Source organism: Edaphobacter sp. 4G125 (assembly GCF_014274685.1).
Taxonomy (GTDB): domain Bacteria; phylum Acidobacteriota; class Terriglobia; order Terriglobales; family Acidobacteriaceae; genus Edaphobacter.
The window spans coordinates 3,990,882-4,011,797 of sequence record NZ_CP060393.1 but is presented as its reverse complement, the minus strand read 5'-3'; the positions used below and the strand labels follow the sequence as shown (position 1 = coordinate 4,011,797).

At 56.1% G+C, this 20,916-nt stretch carries 16 protein-coding genes; 10 read left to right on the top strand and 6 right to left on the bottom strand.

Annotation, left to right across the window (positions count from 1 at the left end; genetic code table 11):
• The first annotated feature begins 38 nt into the window (after positions 1-38).
• Positions 39-1,463: an FAD/NAD(P)-binding protein gene (locus H7846_RS16875; protein WP_186693841.1), complete on the top strand. Its 1,425-nt coding sequence runs from the start codon at positions 39-41 to the stop codon at positions 1,461-1,463.
• A complete protein-coding gene (locus tag H7846_RS16870; RefSeq protein ID WP_186693839.1) occupies positions 1,447-2,763 on the top strand; it encodes a chloride channel protein in 1,317 nt (438 codons plus the stop codon). Before H7846_RS16875 ends, H7846_RS16870 begins: the two co-directional genes overlap by 17 nt.
• A 412-nt stretch (positions 2,764-3,175) precedes the next feature.
• Here the strand turns inward: H7846_RS16870 and H7846_RS16865 are convergent, their stop codons facing one another.
• Both H7846_RS16865 and H7846_RS16860 read right to left on the bottom strand, forming a co-directional pair.
• The gene (locus H7846_RS16865; RefSeq protein WP_186693837.1) at positions 3,176-4,237 is read right to left on the bottom strand and encodes a type III polyketide synthase; all 1,062 of its coding nucleotides are present in this window, start codon (positions 4,235-4,237) and stop codon (positions 3,176-3,178) included.
• Positions 4,238-4,411: 174 nt separating this feature from the next.
• Positions 4,412-5,296, bottom strand: coding sequence for a hypothetical protein (locus H7846_RS16860; protein ID WP_255460704.1), 885 nt, complete (start codon positions 5,294-5,296; stop codon positions 4,412-4,414).
• A gap of 387 nt (positions 5,297-5,683) precedes the next feature.
• Between H7846_RS16860 and H7846_RS16855 the strand changes: the two genes are divergently transcribed.
• Positions 5,684-6,358, top strand: coding sequence for a PEP-CTERM sorting domain-containing protein (locus H7846_RS16855; RefSeq protein ID WP_255460702.1), 675 nt, complete (start codon positions 5,684-5,686; stop codon positions 6,356-6,358).
• A 374-nt stretch (positions 6,359-6,732) separates the two neighbouring features.
• Here the strand turns inward: H7846_RS16855 and H7846_RS16850 are convergent, their stop codons facing one another.
• The 4 genes from H7846_RS16850 to xrtA all read right to left on the bottom strand — a co-directional run bounded on the left by H7846_RS16850 (position 6,733) and on the right by xrtA (position 12,331).
• Complete coding sequence (locus H7846_RS16850) at positions 6,733-8,280, bottom strand: oligosaccharide flippase family protein (RefSeq protein ID WP_186693835.1); 1,548 nt, start codon at positions 8,278-8,280, stop codon at positions 6,733-6,735.
• Between the two features lie 93 nt (positions 8,281-8,373).
• Complete coding sequence (locus H7846_RS16845; protein WP_186693833.1) at positions 8,374-10,677, bottom strand: tetratricopeptide repeat protein; 2,304 nt, start codon at positions 10,675-10,677, stop codon at positions 8,374-8,376.
• Between the two features lie 83 nt (positions 10,678-10,760).
• A complete protein-coding gene (locus H7846_RS16840) occupies positions 10,761-11,426 on the bottom strand; it encodes an exosortase C-terminal domain/associated protein EpsI (protein WP_186693831.1) in 666 nt (221 codons plus the stop codon).
• Positions 11,423-12,331: an exosortase A gene (xrtA, locus tag H7846_RS16835; RefSeq protein ID WP_255460701.1), complete on the bottom strand. Its 909-nt coding sequence runs from the start codon at positions 12,329-12,331 to the stop codon at positions 11,423-11,425. The genes H7846_RS16840 and xrtA overlap by 4 nt, the downstream gene beginning before the upstream one ends.
• A gap of 513 nt (positions 12,332-12,844) precedes the next feature.
• Here xrtA and H7846_RS16830 point away from each other — a divergent pair.
• From H7846_RS16830 to H7846_RS16800, 7 genes are read left to right on the top strand one after another with little or no spacing between them, the layout of a single operon-like run.
• Positions 12,845-13,543: a polysaccharide biosynthesis/export family protein gene (locus tag H7846_RS16830; protein WP_255460700.1), complete on the top strand. Its 699-nt coding sequence runs from the start codon at positions 12,845-12,847 to the stop codon at positions 13,541-13,543.
• Positions 13,544-13,551: 8 nt separating this feature from the next.
• Positions 13,552-14,895 (top strand): hypothetical protein, encoded by a 1,344-nt coding sequence (locus H7846_RS16825; protein WP_186693822.1) that lies wholly within the window; start codon positions 13,552-13,554, stop codon positions 14,893-14,895.
• 11 nt (positions 14,896-14,906) lie between these two features.
• Positions 14,907-16,469, top strand: a complete 1,563-nt coding sequence (locus H7846_RS16820; protein WP_186693820.1) for a GumC family protein — start codon at positions 14,907-14,909, stop codon at positions 16,467-16,469.
• Positions 16,462-17,391, top strand: a complete 930-nt coding sequence (locus H7846_RS16815) for an ExeA family protein (protein WP_186696453.1) — start codon at positions 16,462-16,464, stop codon at positions 17,389-17,391. Before H7846_RS16820 ends, H7846_RS16815 begins: the two co-directional genes overlap by 8 nt.
• Positions 17,388-18,338 carry a CpsD/CapB family tyrosine-protein kinase gene (locus H7846_RS16810; protein WP_186693818.1) on the top strand — a complete coding sequence of 317 codons (951 nt, stop codon included), beginning with the start codon at positions 17,388-17,390 and terminating at the stop codon, positions 18,336-18,338. Before H7846_RS16815 ends, H7846_RS16810 begins: the two co-directional genes overlap by 4 nt.
• A gap of 17 nt (positions 18,339-18,355) precedes the next feature.
• Entirely contained in the window at positions 18,356-19,732 is a 1,377-nt protein-coding gene (locus tag H7846_RS16805; protein WP_186693816.1) for a TIGR03013 family XrtA/PEP-CTERM system glycosyltransferase, read from the top strand.
• Positions 19,729-20,913, top strand: a complete 1,185-nt coding sequence (locus H7846_RS16800; protein ID WP_186693815.1) for a glycosyltransferase — start codon at positions 19,729-19,731, stop codon at positions 20,911-20,913. The genes H7846_RS16805 and H7846_RS16800 overlap by 4 nt, the downstream gene beginning before the upstream one ends.
• Positions 20,914-20,916 lie beyond the last annotated feature (3 nt).

The window sequence follows — 20,916 nt, the reverse complement described above, 5'->3', positions numbered from 1 at the left end:
AAATATCCAAGCTGCGCGATGAGCGGTAGGTTGAAGTCATGAGATTGCGTAGAACGATCGTAGTTGTAGGCGGCGGTTTTAGCGGTACTCTTACGGCATACCACCTGTTGCGTCGTAAGGTGCGGGCCAGGGTTGTTCTCGTCGATCCTTCCTTCGACCTGGGACTAGGGCTTGCTTACTCGACCCAGAGCCATCAGCATCTGCTGAATGTTCCAGCGGGAAAGATCAGCGCGTTGCCGGATCAGCCCGATCACCTCCTGAGATGGCTACGAAAGAACTATGACGCACAGGTTAAGGAGACGGACTTCATTCCCAGAGCCGTATTTGGCCGCTATATCCAGTCCATTCTTGAACCCATGCTTCCGTTACTGGAACACCGCCAGACAACAGTGCTGGATTGCAACGTTCGAGGCGGACAGGCTGCTGTTCGCCTTGCAGACGGGACAGAGATCCTTGCAGATGCAGTTGTACTCGCGACAGGCAACTTCAATCCTGCGCCGTTGCGAGGTGTGGACGAGCAGGCAATTGCGGCAGGTGTCTACTGCCACTCTGCCTGGAAGAATGAAACTTATGCCGAACTTTCTCCAGAGGCTCCTGTAGCCTTGATTGGCTCCGGACTGACGGCTGTCGATGTTCTCCTGCGGCTACGTGAGTTGGGGCATCGCGGTGCTGTGACTGCGATCTCGCGGCATGGCGTCTTTCCGTATCGGCACGCTGGTTATCAGGCACTTGATGGACCTGTCATCAGGAATACTCCGAAACGGGCAAGTGAACTGCTCCATGTGGTGCATCGAGCGATTCGCTCGGGAGCAGATTGGCGCGCTGTAGTCGATAGTCTCCGTTCAAGAACAAATGAACTGTGGCTAGCGCTTCCATTCGTAGAGCAACAGCGATTCCGTCGTCATCTTCAGCGCCGGTGGGAGGTCGTGCGTCATCGCATGGCCCCAGCGATTGCCGATCGCATCGACGCGGAACTAAAGGAGGGGACATTGCTCCAGCGCCGCGGTAGCCTTCATGCCGTGCATGTCTCATCAGAAGGAGCGCGGGTTCAAATGCGAGATTCCAAGGGCGAATTGCAAGAGATCTCGGCTGCACGCGTGATCAACTGCACGGGGCCGGATATGAACTATACCCGAGTGGCTTCTCCGTTGTTGAACAGTCTTTTTGCGCAAGGGCAGGCCGTTGCAGGACCGCATGGTTACGGTCTGTGGGCGGATGAAGCAGGAGCGCTCCGCCAGCGTAGCGGAGCGTTTTCCCCGATTCTCTTCTGCGTGGGTCCGCCGCGACAAGGTACGCTGATCGAGTCCATTGCGGTGCCGGAGCTGCGTCAACAGGCGGCGGATTTGGCGACGATACTTGCAGAGAGATTTTCTGTTCATCAGCAGACGGATAGCATTGAAGCTGTTGATCAGCCCTCTGTTCCCACCGGAGAGGTTGCAGGGAATTATGAACTGGCGAGCTAAACCACTGATCATCCTTGGAGATCTTGCCTGGGTTACGGTTCTCGGACTCATCAGCGGCGCTGCCTGCGTAGCAATCCGCCTACTGTTTCGCCTTCTTCAGTGGCTGTTTACGGGCCACTCCGGCCTGCTCTCTCATGCTGCCGGGGCACTGAGCTCGTGGCACAGGGTGTTCATTCCTGTGATTGGTGCGCTGGCTGCGATGGCGATTGCAGAACTAGGGCATCGTTTTGTGAAGAACGGTTCGGAAGAGTATGTCGAAGCGGTTCAGAAGAATGGCGGACACATCTCGTTTATCCCAACGCTGTGGAGGACGTTTTCGTCGGCGTTCTCGATCGCGACAGGTGCAGCGATCGGGCGCGAAGGCTCGATGATTCAGTTTGCGACGGCCACAACATCATGGGTGGGAGGACGCTTTCGCCGCTCGCATCTTCCATTGGCGACCCAGGTTGCCTGCGGCGCTGCCGCTGCGGTCGCTACGGCATATCAAGCCCCCATTGCAGGAGTGTTTTTTGCGGCCGAGATTGTGATGGGCAGCCTCGTACTCCCGGTTCTTCCGTTGCTTCTGGTTGCGTCGCTTTCAGGATGGTTCATCAGCGTTCTGCTGCTGGGGCGTGGACCGTTATTTGCTGTCTTCGAGATGCCATCAGTTCGGCTGAGAGCGGACAGCACACTGATTTTTCTGCTTCTGTTTCCCGTTCTGATCGGATTTGCAGGCCCGGCCTATCAGTGGCTGATCCGGAGCCTTAGGAGTACTTCGAGATGGCCGCTTCCGCTGCTCTGGAGCGGAGTTCTGGTGGGCGTCCTCTCGCTGAAGAGCACGATGGTCTGGGGGAATGGAGACGCTGCGCTGCTTTCGATGATGCAATCTTCCCCAGCGGTCGATGGTCTGCTGATCGTGTTGCTCCTAAGACTCTGTGCGACGACGTTCTGTGTGGGAACAGGAACGGTGGGCGGAGTGTTTACTCCTACGGTCTTTGCCGGCGGCGCGGTGGGATATCTGCTGGCGCACCTCTTTCATGTGGCGAATCCGCTGATGGCTGCGGTTCTCGGTATGGGATGCCTGCTGGCAGCGGCGACTCATGCTCCCCTGATGGCAGGATTCATGACGGTGGAGCTTACGGGACAATGGCATCTGCTGCCGATGGTCCTGGTTTCGTGCGCTGTATCGTGGCTGGTGGCACAAAGACTTTCTTCGCACTCGCTATATGGAATTGCGACTACGGAGCCTGCGAAGGATGAGAAGGATCACGGTTACCGGGAGCCTTCTCTGGTGACGTCGATGCCGGGAGCCCGAGACTGACTCACTGCGACCCTCCCCCCCATATTTGTGCAAAGTCTTGATTGCTCGATGTTTAAGTCCGGACTTCCTGGTGGTAATTCTTAATGAGAAAGCCCCGGAGATATCTCCGGGGCTTTCTCATCTCCATCCAGAATAGCAGGGTGAGAGGGGTAATTCTGCATCGAGGATGTGGTTTGGTTTGTACAGGTTAGGCGGATCAGGGGCTTGACACCGAACTAGCGAAGAATCTGGCGAGGCAATCGACTTTTGGAGAGATGGAGATGCGGGGATTTCTCCACTACGGCCTGCGGCCTTCGGTCGAAATGACACGTTTGGGTGAATGAGGCAGGTTTGCGTGTCGCGCAATGGACCCACATCTGGCGATAAAGCCGCCAGATATGGGCATCTTTTGTTTTTTGTGTAATCCGGACACCTACCACTGAAGGAGAACGAGCTCCGAACAGAAGGCCGGTCCCATTGCGGCGAGAATGCTGTAGGTACCGGGCTTGCCAGGGTGGACCTTGAGATAGTCTTCGAGGACAGCCAGGACAGAGGCTGCGGAGAGGTTACCTACTTCACGCAGGCTCTTCCATGAAGGAGCGAGGGCATCGGGCGGCAGACCGAGGGAGTTCTGCATGGCCTCAAGGACCTTCGGACCGCCGGAATGGAAGATGTAGCTCGAGATATCGGAACGGGTTAGATTGTTGTCGGCGAGAAAGTCTTCAACGTTCTGAAGAAGATTTTCTTCGACGACGCGGGGGACATCGGGGGAGAGGACGATCTTGAATCCTGTCTCGACAATATCCCAGCCCATGACGCGCTCGGTGTTGCGGTAGAAGGTGGACCGGGTGGCGAGGATGCGTGGTCCTCGTTGCTTCTTTGCGAACTCAGTTTCTGCTCCTGCGATGACGACGGCTGCTGCTCCGTCACCGAAGAGGCCACAGGAGATGAGATTGGCGATGGACTGATCGTCGTCTTGCCAGGTGAGCGAGCATAGCTCAACCGAGAGAAGAAGAGCGTAGTGGGTCGGGAAGGCACGGACGTAGTCGGATGCACGGGCGATGCCGGCGGCACCGGCGACGCAACCCAGACCAAAGATGGGGGTGCGTTTGATGTTGACAGGAAAAGGAAGCCGGTTGATGAGGCGCGCGTCCACAGTAGGACTCGAGATTCCTGTGACAGAGGCGAAGAAGATAGCGGAGATCTGCTCGGGAGAGATCTCTGCGTAGTCGAGAGAACGGCAGATGGCCTGCTGGCCGAGATCGACAGCGGCCTTGATCCAGGCGTCATTGGTCTTACGGAAGGTGTCGAGAGTGGGGTAATCCTCCAGAGGAAAAACAGTGTGCCGATGTTCAACACCGCAGTTGGCATGAAGGCGGGTGAGGAGACGGGGTTCCTCCATTTTGTGTTGCCAGCGTTCGCGAAGGGCTTCGGAGATGATGCTCTGGTGATAGCGATAGGGAGGATAAGCTGTCCCGACGGATGCAATGCGCATGAAGTGTGTGGGCCTTTATTTTTGGATTACGTGGATACGTGGAACAGTTTTTGAAAGACGCAATCCAGCGTACATGCTTTCGGCTGGAAGAGTAGTAAAAGTTTTTTTGAGAATGATGGAAGTCCTAAAACACGCATGCCTGCCGCATGTAGAGGGCGCCCAACATTCCGGCATTTATGGAATAAGCGCGAGCTGGCGGTCGTAGAGAGCATTTTGGGGGAACTGGCGTTTGAGATCGATAAGGATGGCGCGGGCCTCTTGTGGGCGGTTTTCGCGGAGCGCGGCGACGGCGAGCATCATGTGGGCGAAGGGTGCGAGATAGTGTCCCTGGGCCGCAGTGATCTTCAAGAGCCGGATTCCTTCTTCACGGCTGGTGGATGCCCCGGTGAGATTGAGGAGCCAGCGCACGGGAGCGAACTTCAGGCTAAGCATGTAGTTTTCTACGCCTGATGCAAGGTAGGCGTCGTACATGTGCGGATCGACGGCGAGCGCCTGTTTAGAGAGGGCGCTGGCCTGTTTGCTGTAGTTGAGCGCTGCGAGATCCTTCTTGTCGATCATCAGGGCGTAGTCGGAGCGCATTCCGTTGACGAGGGTTTTGACATAGAGCGCTCGGGCATCGCGAGGATTCTTCTGGAGCGCGGCATCTGCCAGACTGGAGGCCTGGTTGAGACGGTCTTCGAAGGACCGCCGCACGTTCTCATCCGGAGTGAGACGGCCCCGGCTGTCGAAACGGTCCTGGTTCGCGAAGAGCTGGACGTCGATGATTTTGAGGCGTTCGAATTCACTGAAGAGCCAGGCCGCAGCATCGGAGACGGGGCCCATGGGGTCTTCCGGATGGATCTTCGTCCACTGCTGAAATTTCAGGTGCGCGTCGGCGAAGCGCAGGTTGTACATATCGCGATAGCCCTCGTCGAGAGGAGTTCCGGCGAGAGGAAGAGCTGCGAGACTTCGAGCGGCGAGAAAGAAGAGGCAAAGTACCAGCAATATCGATCGAGAGACCTCAAACCCAGATGGAGTGCGGGAGGGAGATATTTCGGTGGCTTTCTGAGGTGGATTCAATATAAATCTCCGGTCTGGGATTGATAGTGGTCGTTCCAGAACAAGAGGTTGGACGAACTCCTACAACAAACATCTTGCATCAGTACGAATGAATATAGGTTCATTGTTCTGCAAAGTCGACGGATTGGGAGCTTAATTTCCCCTTCAAATAAGCAATTATTTGCATGTTTACCTGGCGGATCCCTCTGTAAATAGCTGAAAAATAGTCTTTTATCTTTGGACGGCTATATGCAGATATATGGCACAAACGAAGCCATGCATCTCTCTCTCTTGCCGGCTTCAGGGCCTGTTTCACCTGTTTGTTTGAAGTAAATGGTTTCTGGACGACGCGGTTCAAGACGGATTCCGGTTTCCATCTTAAATTCGAAGGCATTCCAGGAGGAAGCAATGAAGCTATCTTCGAAACTCTCTGCTCTGGGAGCGATGATGGTACTTACGACCGCGTTTGCGGCTGCAGATACCATCTCTCTGGGCAGCTATGGCGCATCCAACGGCAATGGTGGATCCGCACCAGCCACGCTACCTGACAACACCCCGGTTACGTATGGGGCGTCTCAGACTTACAACATTGGGTCCGGCAGTGCATGGGCCCCGGCAGCCGGCACGAACTCGAGCTGGGTGTCGTTTGACCCGAACTCTGGTCCGACGGGCGGCAATGTCGATCCCAACGGAACCTATACCTACACCACAACCTTTTCGGCACTTGGTACCGAGGTCTATCACGGTTTCCTGACTGTGCTGGCGGACGATACCACGGACGTCTGGCTGAATGGCACTCTGATTATCCCCGAGGGCGTCATCGGAAGCGATGCGCACTGCGCGGATGGACCCCCAACCTGCGTCATGCAGTACACGTTCAACCTGAGCAATATTAACCTGCTGGCCGGCACGAACACGCTGACCTTCAACGTGCTACAGACCGGTCTGGTTTACCAAGGGCTGGACTTCTCTGGCGAGTTGACCACGGTTCCGGAACCCGGAACGCTGCTGCTGCTCGGAACGGGCCTGATGGGCTCGGCCGGCGCTCTGATGCGTCGGATGAAGGCAGCCGCAACGAAGTAAGGTCTGACGGGGCTGACCCTTTGCAGCAGGTGTCGGGAGCCCTGCTGCAAAGGGTCAAGGCCCGGCAGTTTGTAGCTTTCTGTAAGTGAGGAGAATCTCTCCTCACTTATTTTTTTATTGCGAAGTTGTGTCTTTCCCTTTCCCCAATTTGGTTGCTTGGGCTCGAGCACATCGATGGCAGAAAAGCAGGGGCAGCTTCCGACCATTGTGAATGCAAATTGCATGCTGCATGCGTCCTGGCGCGTTTTGTTATGCGAACCGATGGACGAACATGGGCGGGCGAGTTGGTCGTGAACTCGCTGCCGATCCCGTGGGCAATGTAGGTTCTCCAGTCTGAAATAGCGCTCCGACGGTTAATGGTTAGATCGGAACACTTATACCGCAGTGGTCCGGTTCGTGGCGGGACGCTGCGTGAAACAGTCCAGAAGGAAGTTCATGGGAGAGGCCAGCGCGGCAGGGCAGGCGTTGATGATGACCTTGAAGCGGTCACGATCTTCGGGCTCAAGGACTTTGAAGATATAAGCGAGCAGGAAGAACACTGCTGTGGCCGCGGCGCTTCCAGCAATAAGTGCAAGGAACGGTGAGAGACGGGAAGCGAGTGTGTAGGCAGCAACACTGGAGATTGCACTGATCGCCGTGATCTTGAAGATGAAGCTCCAGGGGAGCGGAATTTTGTATTGGCGAATTCCTATTGCCCACATCAATCCGACGGCGGTGAACTGTGCGGCTCCGCTGCCGATGCAGGCCCCGAGAGCGCCGTGTGCGGGGATCAGGAGCCATGCGACTCCAATGTCGACAAAGGAAGCGAACACTGTGGTGTAGATAAAGTATTTCTGGCGGTCGACGCTCTCATAGAGACTCTGAATAGGGCCGAGAAAGGCTTTAGGAAGGCAGAGCAGAGGAGCGACGGAGGAAACCAGGAGAGCCCCGACGTATTGATTGCCGTAGAAGGTGAGAAGGACGGGAGCTGCAAGAGGGACAAAGATGATGTGGATCGGCAACGAGATCATTGCGATGTATCGCGCTGAAGCTGCAGTGAGAGCAGGCAGTTTAGAGCGGTCGCGTCCGAACTGGGCATAGATGCTGGCTCCGGCAGCTGCACCAAAGATGGTGGGGAAGAGTAGAAGACGTTCGGCGAGGTTGAAGGCAACGGAGTAGAAGGAGAGCTGGCGGATATCGGTGGAGAGATGCTTGAGCAGAAAGAGCTCGGAGCGGTCCCATACGACGAGCATGAGAAGCATGCTCATCACACTCTGCCCGGCGAAGCTCATCATGCGGTCGCGGAGGTCTGCAGGAGGATGGGCGTCACCGTTGTCCCAGGCGAGGATGCGTCGCATGGTAGGGATAAGGCGTACGAGATAGTCGGCCCATTTCATCGCGAACATCGCGAAGGCGATTCCGTTGACTCCCCAGTGGAGGGTGACAGAAAGCAGGGTGAGAACGAAATAGGTTGCTGTAGAGGCAAGCGAACCGGGAAGGTTGGCAGAGAGAGTTTCCGCGGCTACGTTGGCCTGGGCCGAGATGAAGTTGCTCATTGCGGGCAGAATGCCCAGAACGAGAAGAAGCGCGGCGGTGCGATATTCCAGAGGAGCGTCGTGAAAGACCCAGATGACTGCGCCGAGGGTTGCGATGGCGCCGATGGCTGTCTGGAGGAAGAAGGTGCGGAGGTAGATGTAACGGGCGGTAGCGGCATCTCCTCCGCCAAGAAACTCCGCCATGTACTTGCGGGTGGTGGTGGGGATACCGACGGAACCGAGGCTGCTGACGATGCCGGTCAGCCAGGTGACGTAGATGATGTACGCCATCTTCGTCGGGCCGAGCGCCCGAGCGATGGCAATGGACGTCACCAGGGACGAGACAAAGCCGATGAGAGACTCAAGCCCGTACCAGGCGGTATTGCGAGCGATGGTTTTACTGTTCACGTGTTTTCCGCAGAAGCTAAGTGAGCCGAACCCGCAGAAAGATTACAGGTCCGGCATCTTGAATGGAAACAAAAGAGCCCTAACGTCAGGAGATCAGCCGAGTTGGCTCAGGGCCTTCTCGGCGTCCTTTGCCGTTTGGCTGTTTGGCTGTGCAAGCGAGACAGCCTTCTTCAGATGCAGGGTCGCATCGGAGTTGTCCGAGAGCTTGCTGTAGGTCAGACCGAGGTGATAGTGCAGTGCGGCATCGTTGGGGCTGGCCTTGACCGCATCTTCAAGCAGATCGCGGGCCGAGGTGTAATTTCCTTTATGGTAGTAGGCCCAGGCGAGCGTGTCGGCCGTGTTTGGAGAATCGGGCATCGCGCGGCGTGCGGTTTGAGCGAGTGAGAGCGCGACGTCGATGTTCTGACCGGTCTCAACCATCAGGTAAGCGAGGTTGTTGGAGGCAACGGGCTGCTCCGGTTGAATCTCCAGGGCTTTCTTATAAGAGGCCATCGCCTGATCGCGATTGCCTTGTGCCTCCTGGAGAGTGCCGAGGAGGGTGAACCCTCTGGGATCGGTAGGATGGTCCTTGGTCCATTGTTGCCACTTGGCCAGAGCCTTGGCTGCATCCCCGCTGCTGACGACCGCGCGAGTGTAGACGATAGCAGCAACCGGATCGTTCGGATTGAGATCCATAGCCTTTTCTGCGGAGTCGATGGCCCCGGCGTTATTGCCGGTCGCTCCCTGGAGCTGCGAGAGCAGGCTGTACATGTCGGAATTCTGCGGGGACTTCGCGAGTTGCTGCTGCACGCGGTCCACGGCCTTGGCGGGCTGCTTATCAGCCATGTAGGTGGCCGCCAGCAGGCGAAGCGCGCGTGAGGAGTTTGGATCGTGCGTCAGCGTCTGCTCGAGAAGGTTGCGCGCATCAGACATGTTCTTCTGGACGAGGCGCAATTGGGCCAGCTCGAGGTAGCCGGTCGCATTGGAGGGCTCCATCTTGATGGCGTCTTTGAAATCAGCTTCTGCCTTGTCGTAGAGCTTCTGACTGCCTTCCGCCATGCCGCGCCAGATATAGCCGTTTGCAGCCTGCGGAGAGGCAGTAATGGCGGCGTCGCCAAGCTGAGCGAGCGTATTGAAGTCGCGACGGCTAATTGCGATCTGAGCGAGACCCTGCTGCGCATCAGGGTTTCGAGGACTGATGCGCACGGCGTCCTGGAAGGCCTGTTGCGCGGCGTTAATATCTCCCTTGGATGCGGCGGCGCGTCCAAGCCAGACCTTTACCTGGAGATTGTCGGGATTTGCTTTGGCTGCCTTCTGCAACACATCGAAGGCCTCGGAGGACTTACCATCGTTCATCAGAAGCATGCCGTTCAGAAGCGCAACTTGCGGAAGATCGCTGTCGGTTTTGGCCAGTTCCTGTCCGATGGCGTGCGCCTTGTTCAGGTCCTTTTTGGCAACGAGGAGGCGAGCATAGGAGAGCTTGAGTGAGGGGCTCTTGGGATGTTTGGAGACGAGGTCGGAGTAGACCTGTTCTCCGCGATCGAGCTGGTGGGTGCGGAGATAGAACGTGGCGAGCATGTCGGCTGCGGTTGCATCGTCAGGCAGATCGTCAGCGGCCTTCTGGAGAGTCTCTTCAGCCTTGGCCTGGTTGTTCTGCAGCATGTAGAGGTCTGCCAGGCTGGAGCGGGCCATAACGTTGTTGGGATCGGCCGTAACAGCCGCATTCATCTGGTCGAGAGCACCAGCGAGGTCACCTTTTCTCTGGAGCATAGAGGCGAGAACGATCCGCGAAGTGACGTTCTTGCTGTCGAGGGAGACGGCCTTGCGAAGCTGCTCTTCGGCCTGTCCCGCGGTGGTTGGGTCGCCGGCTTGCAGCATGCCAAGCGTGGTATAGAAGGTGCCGCGATTAGGATCGATCGAGAGCGCCTTTTTGATTTGGGTCAACGCGGTGGTGCGATCCCCTTTCCGGGCTGCGATTCCGGCAAGAAGGGCGTAGGCGTCGGCATTATTGCTGTTCAGCGCAAGAACGGCATTGGCCTGTTCGGCTGCCTTGTCGGCAGAGTTTCCTGCTAACAGCAGGTTGCCCAACTCGATACGGGCCTCCTGGTTGTTCGGTGCCAGATCGACCGTGCGGCGTAGTTCGCTATATCCGGGCATGACAGAGCCCTGCTTGAGGTAGACCTTCGATAGCTCGTAGTGTGCGTCGGCGAAGTCGCGATCGACCTTGAGAGCATTGGAGAACTGGATGGCCGCTTCCTTGAGCTTGCCCTCTTTCTCATAACGCTTTCCGCTCTCGAAATACTTCTGCTTCTGTTTGTTGGGATCGCGGGAGCAGCCGGTTGCAAAACCAAGTGTCAGCGAGGCCGATACGACGATGGCAGTCAGGTGAAGTGGAGCAGAATTCCGTAGCATTCTCATGATTGGTTCCTCAATCTGATGTTGCTCCCGCCAGTCAGGCCGGGATAAAGCTTGTGTCCGGCTTTGCCGAACGATGTTTAACCTTAGTTCGGAATGAACTGAGGCAAATAGGGAGTCATACGGGCAGTGAAGCGGACCGTACGCTCGCGAGCGTCAGCGACCTGCTCGGTGGCAGAAATAGGAGTAATAACGCGGACCAGGGCGCCATCGGTGCGGTTGTAACGAATGGCGTCTGCCAGCATATAGGCCTTCGCCTTGTACTCATTGGCGATACTGCGGCCGTGAGCCTGGTACCAATAGATGACAAACTGCCTGGATTCGCCGTTGCTGATGACATATTCCCCGACCTGGAAACGGTTGCCGTTGATGTCTTCCAGAGTGGTGTAGTCGGAAGAGTCGAAGGTCCAGCCGGCGCCAGGCAGGCAGTGCTGGGGCGAATGGATGGATTGTCCAGTGCGCTGTGTGGCGAAATAGCCGATAAACAGACTGATCGGCGCGGACCGGTGCGATTGCGGTGAGACCGCGGAAAGGGGAACCGTATAGATGCGGTTCAGGAAGTCTCCCTTGCCGAGGACGGCAAGGACGTCGTCTTCGAGAGGAAGGTCCTGCGAGACCATGCCGTCGATCATCGTGGGCATCAGGTGAAGAGGTTCGCTGGGCGGGACGTTATCGGCATCTCCGCGATGCACCAGCATAAAGAGCGCGGCAGCCATGAAGACGAGAACGGTCCAGAAACGGGGGGATTTCATGCAGCCTCCCTGGGCGGAGCAATTAAACGCATCAGGCGATGGACAAGGTACAGGCAGCAAAGGGAGACGACAAACATGACCCACCCGGAGAACTCATGGAAGAAGCCGAGTGCCTTTTCGGGGTCCCAATACTGGACGCAGAGTCCGGTGCCGACGATACGGACGACGTTGGCCGCGACCGCGATCGGGATGCTCGCGAGCGCCAGAATGAATCGTCTCCTGGTGGTGCGCTCCAGAAAATATCCGTAGAAGACGGACAGGGTGAAGAGACTCATCAAGGAACGAATACCGCTACAGGCCTCGGCTACTTCCAGCTTCATGATGGGGAGCTGAATGACATTTCCCTCCTGCAGGACGGGGACACCGAGGAACGGCAGGATCATACTGGCAAACCGGGAGGCCAGGAGCTGGAGTGGGAAGGTGATCTGGTTAAAGATGATGGCGGGAAATGGGATCGCCAGAAGGAGGATCAGGATAGGGAATCGCAGTTCGCGGAGCATAGCCCGTCCGAGAAAAGTCCAGACGAGGCCACCCAGGAGGATCACAAAGGAGATGCGGGAGGTGAACAGGTCTGCGCCGTAAACCCCCAGGATCAGGGTAATCAGGCCGAAGATGACCAGGGAAAGCCCTGCCCAGCTTTGACTTACGGGAGTTGCGGCGATCTGCTTTCTGCGGTCCCAGAGAAGAAAGATGGAAAAGAGCGGAACCAGAAATCCGTGAGAATAGTCAGCGATGTTGTACCAGTCGACAACGAGCTTAATGCCGATTCGGAAATAGAGTGAAATCAGCAGGATAGTCAGAATCCCGACAGGGAACCACAGGCGGGGCGGAAACAGGAGCCGGGATGCCAGAGGAGCCTGATCGGAAGGAGAAACAATCTCGGTTGAGAGCCGTTCGGTTTGCAAGCTACCACTCACCATTTACAGGACATTATCTTTCATGATTTCTGTATGCAATTTACTTGCCGCGACGGAATGTCGTGTTAAACGAAATTTTGCGTGTGAAGTTCGACCCGGGTGGGAAGACAGTCGACCACTGGGGACAGGAAAAGGGAATTTTTTTTCCCTTTTTCGCATGCATTCTGCATGTCTCGGAGATTTTGCAAGGACACTCTGCCCATTCGCCCATGTTTGGATATGCCGTAGATTCCGGGGTCCGATTTGTTCAGGGGATAAATCTCCGACATCCACAAGAAAAATGGGTTCTCTCATCGATTTGGCCCTTCTTGTGCTTGTTGAATGAGCAGAGTTTTTCACTTCAAGTTCTAATCTCGAAGGATTATTTCTATGGATGCGCTAAAAATTGCACATTTGACCATGCATCCATATAGAAGAGAATCGTCACTATGCCGGAAGCCATAGGTATAAGTCAAAGGAAATCAGTACGCCATATGGAAAAGAGAGGTAAAGCATAATCAGATGAGCGAGAATAAAAGAGATTGGACCAAAATCCGCACGGGAATGGAGAGCGATTCCATGAAGGGACTCCTTACAGGAGTATTGGTCGCGGCTCTGTCGGTTTCCGGTTTTGCACAGACTTCCAGGCCAGATGTTCCAGCCGAAGGGCAGCAGAAACCTGCATCTTCTCAGGCGGCGTCGGCCCCTGCGCTTCCACAGGGAATTGCGGATATTGACAATGCCCGGTATGTGATTGGGGCTGAGGACTCTCTTTCCATTACGGTATGGAAGGAACCCTCGCTTTCAGGAGTGGTTCCGGTCCGGCCGGACGGGATGATCTCCCTGGTTCTAGTGGGCGATCTACCGGCCGCTGGAAGAACTCCGATGCAACTGGCCGATGACATTACTGCAAAGTTGAAGAAGTATATTCAGGATCCGAATGTGTCGGTCGTGGTGATGGCCGTCAATAGCCGCAGGGTCTTTTTGCTGGGCGAGGTCGGGCACGCCGGTCCGATCCCGATGACTCCGGGGATGACCCCGTTGCAAGCCCTGGCAGCGGGAGGTGGATTGTCGCCGTTTGCAAATGCCAAGAAGATCTATATTTTGCGGAACGAGGGTGGGAAGCAACAGAAGATTCCGTTCAACTATAAACAGGCCCTTAAAGGGGATGATTCGCAGAACATCGAGCTGAAGCCGGGAGATACGATCGTCGTCCCATGAGCCAATTTATGAAAATTCGGATCGCCATCTCGTTGTTTCTTATAGCCCTTACCTCCCAGGTATTTGGCCAGGCGGCTCCTACAGCGACGCTGGCGCCTGTAGCAGCTCCGACTCCGGCCGGAGCCACTGCTCCCCGTCTCTCCTGGTTGGATGGGACGATTCACTATGCCGTTAATGCCGCTGAGATCGTCCAGTACGGTTACTATGGCGCGGGAAATACCACCAGCTCGACGGCCATTTCTGGAGTGGCAGGATATTCCTCCTTGAGTCAGGTTCATCCCACGTCGCTGCTCTTCTCGGGGGGCGTGGTCTTTGGTCAGGGCGGTCAGGGCACGACCACCTATCAGAACTTCGCGATCAGTCAATCCTTGATTAAAGGATTGTGGGTCTTTAATGTTGCCGACTCCTTCAGCTTCCTGCCGCAATCGCCGGTCACGGGAGTGGCGGGAGTTCCGGGCATCAATAATCCGGGATCCACGCCGATCGATGGTCCATCGCAGGGGCCTGCGGGAGGAATTCTGACATACACAGGGAACCGGATCAGCAATATGATCAACGGCACGGTCGAACGTCGTCTGACGGGCCGGACTTCGATCAGCGGTACGGGTATGTGGTCTGTGTTGCACTTTATCGACAAGAATGCCGGCCTGGATACGTCGATGTTGAGCGGCCAAGTGGGTCTCAATCACCAGATTAATGCGCGAAACACGGCGAGCATCAGCGCGTTGTACTCCACCTTCGATACGACCAACCTGCTGGCGATCTATCCTCCAGGGTTTCCAAACAACGACGTGACATACCAGACGAAGGGCATCAACGTTTCATATCAGCGTCTATGGACCCGCGCTCTCAGCACAGATATCTCGGCGGGTCCGATGTGGATCCAGACCTCAGCAGCTCAGCTGATTCCGGATCGATTGAATTACTCTCTGAGTGCTGGTGCGAACTACAATCGCCAACTTACCAACTATTCCCTGCGTTATATGCATGGAGTGAACGGAGGATCTGGTGTTCAGCCAGGAGCTTTGTCCGATGCAGTGAGCGCCTCGGTTGGGCGGACCTTCAACCCGAAGTGGGCGGCGTCAGCGTCGTTCGTCTATACGAGGACCTCCGGGCTTCTGGTGGTTAACCCGGCGCTTGGATCGGTCAACGGAATCACAAATACGGAGTACGGAACGTTGCAGGTCACGCATGGTTTTACCCGTACATTTTCGGGATACGCAAGCTATACGGCACAGAATCAGTCGACCAACCAGGGCATCCTGTTGCCAAATGCATTCAATGGCCTGTCGCACATTTTTGGAATTGGGGTTTCCTGGACGCCGCAATCCACCCGTTTGGGAGACTTCTAAGGAGCTGAGTTATGTTGGGACATCGTACGCTGAATGTGGACGATTATCTGGGAATTCTGAAGCGCCGTGGCTGGATGATTGCTATTCCCGCGGTCCTTCTGACACTGGTGGGATTTGCATTGACCTTTATCGTCCCTCCACGATATGTGTCGCAGACGCTGATCCTGGTAGAACAGCAGAAGGTTCCTGACGACTATGTTCGTCCGGTGGTGGTGGAAGACATCACCGCCCGGCTGGCTTCGATGAAGGAGCAAATCCTGAGCCGTTCGCGGCTTCAACCGATTATTGAGCGATTCAATCTGTACAGCACTAAGAAGATGCAGATGGACGAGAGGATCGAAGAGACCCGCAAGAACATCGACATCAAGCCGATTCATTCAGAGATGGCTCGGACCGGCGGATTGCCGGGGTTCTTCATCTCGTTTCAGGATTCCGATCCTCATACGGCCCAGATGGTCTGCGGAGAGATTGCCTCGTTGTTTGTGACGGCGAACCTGAATGCCCGTGCCCAGACGGTAGAGGGCACCACAGAGTTTCTGAAGAGCCAGCTGGCGGATGCGAAGAGGTCGCTGGACGATCAGGATTCAAAGCTTGCGGCGTTTCAGGCGAAGTACCTGGGGCAGTTGCCTGGGGATGAGTCGCAGAACATGAACATGCTGACCAGCATGAACACGCAGCTGGATGCTTCAACCCAGGCGCTGAGTCGCATGGAGCAGGACCGGACATACATTCAGGCGATGATCTCGCAACAGCAGAGCATGGCTCCTGCTTCTGGAGAGCACGGTGCGGCTGCTCCCGGAGCCCAGCAGATAGAGTTACAGAACCTGCAGAATGAAGAGTCGGATCTGACCCGTCGGTATACGGACGACTATCCGGATGTAGTTGCAGTACGGCGCAAGATCAAGGACCTGCGTGCGCAGATTGCCGCTGCTCCTGCTCCTGCCGCGTCGGCATCGAGCGGTACGGTAAGCTCGGCGCCGAATCGCAACGATACTCCGGCGGTGCAGCAATTGCGTGCTCAGTTGCGTGCGCTGGACCAGGGAATTCAGTCAAAGAGGCATGAGCAAGGGGTGATCTCCAGCCAGGTCCGGATGTATCAGGCCCGGATCTCCTCAAGCCCTGGGGTGCTGGAACAATATAAGACCCTGACTCGTGACTACCAGACAGCGCAAGCATTCTATGACGATCTTCTGAAGAAGATGAACCAATCCAAGATGGCCACTGATCTCGAAAAGCGTCAGCAGGGTGAGCAGTTCAGCGTGATGGATCAACCGAACCTTCCGGATACTCCTGTGTTCCCCAAGCGCGGCGTCTTTGTGGGAGCCGGGTTTATGGCAGGTCTCATCCTTGGAGTCCTCTTCGTGGCCTGGAGAGAGTACCGGGATACGGCGATGCGTTCTGAGCGTGATATCTGGGCCTTTACGAAACTCCCGACGTTGGCGGTGATCTCGTTCTCTGGTGCCATTCCGGAGATTCCGGTGGCTGCCCGGCGTCGCTGGGGCTGGTTAAAACGAAAAGAAACCTTTCAAGCGGATAAGCCTCTAGCGAATGCGGGCGGGTCATCGAATGTATAACAGCTTCTTTAAACTTCATAGCAGCCCCTTCGGGACCAGTCCCGATCCGCGGTTTCTGTACATGATGCCGCATACGAGAGAGGCCCTGGCTTGCTTGGAGTATGGAATCTCAGCACGAAAAGGATTCACCGTACTCACGGGCGAAGTGGGAACAGGGAAGACGACACTGCTCAAGCGGGCGCTCGCCTCGTTCAACAGTCGCCGTATCTCGACGGCATTCGTCTTCAATCCTCGTCTGGAGGTGCTGGATTTTCTGGAGTTCGTATTGGCGGACTTTGGAATTGCACCGACCAGTCGGACGAAGTCTGGAATGTTGTTGCAGTTGAATCGCTGGCTGATTGAGCGGTTCCGAATGGAAGAGACCTGCGTCGTGGTGATCGACGAGGCGCAGAACCTCTCCTGGGACTTGCTGGAAGAGATTCGGCTGCTGACGAACCTGGAGACCTCTTCAGAAAAGCTGCTGCAGATTGTGCTCTCAGGACAGCCGGAGCTTGAAGAGAAGTTGCGGCATCCCAGCGTGCGCCAGTTACGGCAGCGTGTCGCGTTGTGGTGCAGGACGCAGCCACTGACTGAGAACCAGACGCATGCGTATGTTGCGGAGCGTTTGAGGCTGGCTGGAGCAAGCTGGACGATCTTTACGCCAGAGGCGCTCAGCCTGATCTATCGCTATAGCCATGGGATTCCGCGCCTCATCAATCTGCTTTGCGAGCATTCTCTGATTGTGGCTTATGTGGAACAGGTTCAGCAGGTGGGCGTTGAGATTGTTGAGGGTGTTGCGGCAGAGCTTGAGCTGGAGACGCAGCCATTTTTGATCTCCCCGGCTGGCATAAATGGGGTTTATGGCCGGGGCGGCAACGCTGGCGCCGACTCCGGATTGATGACAACGTTTGATGCCGATATGAAGGGACGACAGGATCGATGAGCCGAATATACGAAGCGCTTCAAAAGGCAGAGTCCGAACGGAAGGTTGAGCGTACAGAGCGCGAGCCGCGACCTGAGGAGCGTCCTGAAACAGAGCACGCTCCAGCATCGGTTGTCGTCGAATATGAGCGTCCGCTTTCTCAGGTCAGTGATTCCGCAGACGATCTTCGTGTCGAAGAAGACCGCTTTGAGACCAGTGGAGGATTGAATCTTCGGGCCGTGAAGCGTTGTGCATGGACTCCTTCGATCCAGCGCCTTCCATCTTTGCTTGAAAGAGGGCCTGCGGTGGAGCAGTTCCGCAGTTTGCGTTCACGCGTATTTGAAGCGCGGGATATCAAGCCAATCAAATCGATCCTGGTGAGCAGCGGTTTGCCGCAGGAAGGCAAGAGCTTTGTCTCGGCCAACCTGGCGGTAAGCCTGGCGCGCCACAAGAACAGTAAGGTGCTGCTGATTGATGGTGACATGCGTCGCTATACGCTGCATGAGCTCCTGGGCGCGGAGTCGCACCCGGGCTTAGCGGACTATCTCTCAGGTAAGGCTTCTCTCGAAGATGTGATGCAACGCCCGTCGGAGAACACAAACTTCCCTGACATAGAACGTCAGGTTCTTTCGAACCTAACGTTCATTCCTGGCGGGAACGGTGGGGATAAGGCGGCTGACCTTTCGGGTAACTCCAGGTTTGCGGATTTGCTGCGAATTGCCGCGCCGCACTTCGACTGGATTATCGTCGATTCCTCGCCGGTGATTCCAGTGTCGGATGGCGTCAACCTTGCACGTTCGTGCGATGGTGTCCTACTGGTTGCCCGTTCCGGAGTTACGAAGTACACCGTTGCACAGCGCGCGGCAGCAGAGCTGCGAGCCGCCAATGTTCTCGGATTCGTTCTGAATGCCGTACACGAGGATCTCGGAGCCGGGAGCTATTACAACTACAACGCGGACAAGGAATAAGCGGAGCAACGGCGGAGATGATTCGGTTATTCAATGTTTATTATCCGACCCGCACGATTGTTCTATTGATGTGCGAGGCGCTGATCGTTGGCGGATCGTTTTTGCTGGCGACCGTGCTGATTCTTGGGCCGGACACTTATATCTGCCTGAACTATGAGTACGGAACCCTGAAGATCGTAGCATTGACGGCCCTCACCTTACTTCTCTCGTATTACTTTGATCTTTATGAGCCGCAGCGTATCTCGGAGCGGTGGGAGATCTATTTCCGTCTTTTGCTGGTTCTTGGCTTTCTATCGTTTCTGCTTTCGGCGATCATCTACTTCTTCCCTCAGATTGATATCGCACACTATGTCTTGCTGCTTGGGCTGATGTTTCTCACGCTCGGGCTGGTAATCTGGCGGAGCGCTTATGAATGGATCATTGGTCGCGAGATCTTCCGCGAGCGCGTCTACGTGCTTGGCGGGGGAGAGAGAGCGCAGTCCATTGTGAATATGCTTCGTACCCGCAAGGACGCGGGGATGGAAGTGATTGGCTTTGAGACTGTGCCGGAAGAAAAAGAAGAGCGCAAAGAAGCGTTTCGCTCGGCGTTGCAATCGTTTCGCGGCCGGGCGCAGGGGCTCGATCGCGTGATCGTCGCACTGGAAGACCGTCGCGGCGAGGTGCCGTTACGCGAACTGCTGAAGTTGCGCTTTGACGGCGTTGTAATTGAAGAGGCAGGCGCTTTGCTGGAACGCCTGACCGGCAAGCTGTATCTGGATGGCCTGCGGCCCAGCAACTTTATCTATAGCGAGGGATTCCGCGTAAAGCCTTCGCAACAGATTGCGCGACGTTTCGTTTCGACCCTGGCAGCAGCGACCGGGCTGCTCCTCTTTCTGCCGTTCTTTCCGTTTGTTGTGCTGGCGGTGAGATTCTCTTCGCCCGGTCCGATCTTTTTCACCCAGACGCGCGTGGGCCTAGGCGGCCGCAACTTTAGAGTGATCAAGTTTCGCACGATGCGAACCGACGCGGAAGTTGCGGGAGCAAAGTGGGCGAGCAAGGATGATCCTCGAGCGACGAAAGTGGGCCGCTTTATGCGGAAGACCAGAATCGATGAAATCCCGCAGCTCTGGAATGTACTCAAGGGCGACATGGGATTTGTTGGTCCCCGTCCGGAGCGGCCTGAGTTTGTGCCGTGGCTCTCGGAGAACATCCCCTACTTCGATCTTCGCCACATGATTCGCCCGGGCCTGACCGGATGGGCTCAGGTCCGTTACGGGTATGGCTCGACTCTTGAAGAAGCTCGCGAAAAGCTGGAATACGACCTCTATTACATCAAGCACATGACCCTCGGGCTCGACTTGTTGATTATGTTTGAGACCGTCAAGACGATTCTTCGCCGCAGAGGTGCGCAATGAAGGCGCTCTTCTGGATCTCTCTAGCAGTGATCCTGTACACCTATATCGGGTACCCCATCATCATGTATTTGCTGGCGCGGTTTTTCCCTTGGCGGTGGAGACGAGGTGAGTTCGGGGCGCCAGTCAGTATCGTCATGGCCGTACATAACGGAGCCCTTCGCATTAAGGAGCAGGTGGAACACCTCGCTTCAATGGAGCCGGAGCGGGTGCGCGAGATCATCGTGATCTCCGATGGTTCGAACGATGGCACCGCGGAGATTCTGAACCAGATGAGGATTCCTCGTCTGCGTGCGATCATCCTGACTGAACAAGTTGGGAAAGCTGCGGCGCTCAATCACGGCATTGCTGCATCGACCGGCGAGATTTTGCTATTTATTGATATTCGTCCGAAGGTGGCGCCTGGAGCCCTGTCAAAGCTGCTGAGTAACTTCTCGGATCCTTCAGTAGGTTGTGTTGCCGGAGAGCTGGTTCTGAGTACGGAAGGGCAGGATGCCGCGGCTTCGGCGGTAAGCGGTGTGTACTGGCGATATGAACAGTGGATCCGGAATTGCGAGGCCGCCTGGGATTCTCCAGTTGGCGTCTACGGTGGCTTTTACGCAGCGCGACGGAAGCTGGTTCAGCCATTTCCCGCCGGCATTATCCTCGACGATATGTTCCAGCCGTTGTCGATTGTGCGCCAGGGCTATCGCAGCGTACTTGATCGCTCGGCTATCGTAGTCGATGCCTGGCCGAGCAAGGTTGCGAATGAGTTCCAGCGTAAGGTGCGGACGCTGGCCGGAAACTATCAGCTGTTTGCCTTGGCACCCTGGACTCTCAGCCTGCGCAACCGTGCGCTCTTTCAGTTGGTTTCACACAAGCTGATGCGGCTGATCGTTCCGTATTTTTTCCTGGCGATGTTGTTGAGCTCAACCTGGCTGGCATCCCATTCGTTCGCCTGGCAGATTGTTGCGTTGGTGCAGTGGATGGGGTGGTTGATGGCTGCACTTGCATTGCGGACCAGGATTCCGATGATTCATCGCCTTGCCTCAGCTGCCAGTGCGTTACTGGTTCTTAATGTTGCGGCGGTTGCAGGTTTTTACAAGTTTTTATTTACCCGCGGACCTTTATGGAAGATATGGTCTCCCGGCGAGAGAGCTCCTCAAGGCACGATTTCGCTGGAGACAGGGTCGGGGAACGCATAACCA

Coding starts and splice junctions, on each gene's coding strand:
- H7846_RS16875 (WP_186693841.1), top strand. CDS start 39: ATGAGATTGCGTAGAACGATCGTAGTTGTAGGCGGCGGTTTTAGCGGT.
- H7846_RS16870 (WP_186693839.1), top strand. CDS start 1,447: ATGAACTGGCGAGCTAAACCACTGATCATCCTTGGAGATCTTGCCTGG.
- H7846_RS16865 (WP_186693837.1), bottom strand. CDS start 4,237: ATGCGCATTGCATCCGTCGGGACAGCTTATCCTCCCTATCGCTATCAC.
- H7846_RS16855 (WP_255460702.1), top strand. CDS start 5,684: ATGAAGCTATCTTCGAAACTCTCTGCTCTGGGAGCGATGATGGTACTT.
- H7846_RS16845 (WP_186693833.1), bottom strand. CDS start 10,677: ATGAGAATGCTACGGAATTCTGCTCCACTTCACCTGACTGCCATCGTC.
- H7846_RS16840 (WP_186693831.1), bottom strand. CDS start 11,426: ATGAAATCCCCCCGTTTCTGGACCGTTCTCGTCTTCATGGCTGCCGCG.
- H7846_RS16830 (WP_255460700.1), top strand. CDS start 12,845: ATGAGCGAGAATAAAAGAGATTGGACCAAAATCCGCACGGGAATGGAG.
- H7846_RS16825 (WP_186693822.1), top strand. CDS start 13,552: ATGAAAATTCGGATCGCCATCTCGTTGTTTCTTATAGCCCTTACCTCC.
- H7846_RS16820 (WP_186693820.1), top strand. CDS start 14,907: ATGTTGGGACATCGTACGCTGAATGTGGACGATTATCTGGGAATTCTG.
- H7846_RS16815 (WP_186696453.1), top strand. CDS start 16,462: ATGTATAACAGCTTCTTTAAACTTCATAGCAGCCCCTTCGGGACCAGT.
- H7846_RS16810 (WP_186693818.1), top strand. CDS start 17,388: ATGAGCCGAATATACGAAGCGCTTCAAAAGGCAGAGTCCGAACGGAAG.
- H7846_RS16805 (WP_186693816.1), top strand. CDS start 18,356: ATGATTCGGTTATTCAATGTTTATTATCCGACCCGCACGATTGTTCTA.
- H7846_RS16800 (WP_186693815.1), top strand. CDS start 19,729: ATGAAGGCGCTCTTCTGGATCTCTCTAGCAGTGATCCTGTACACCTAT.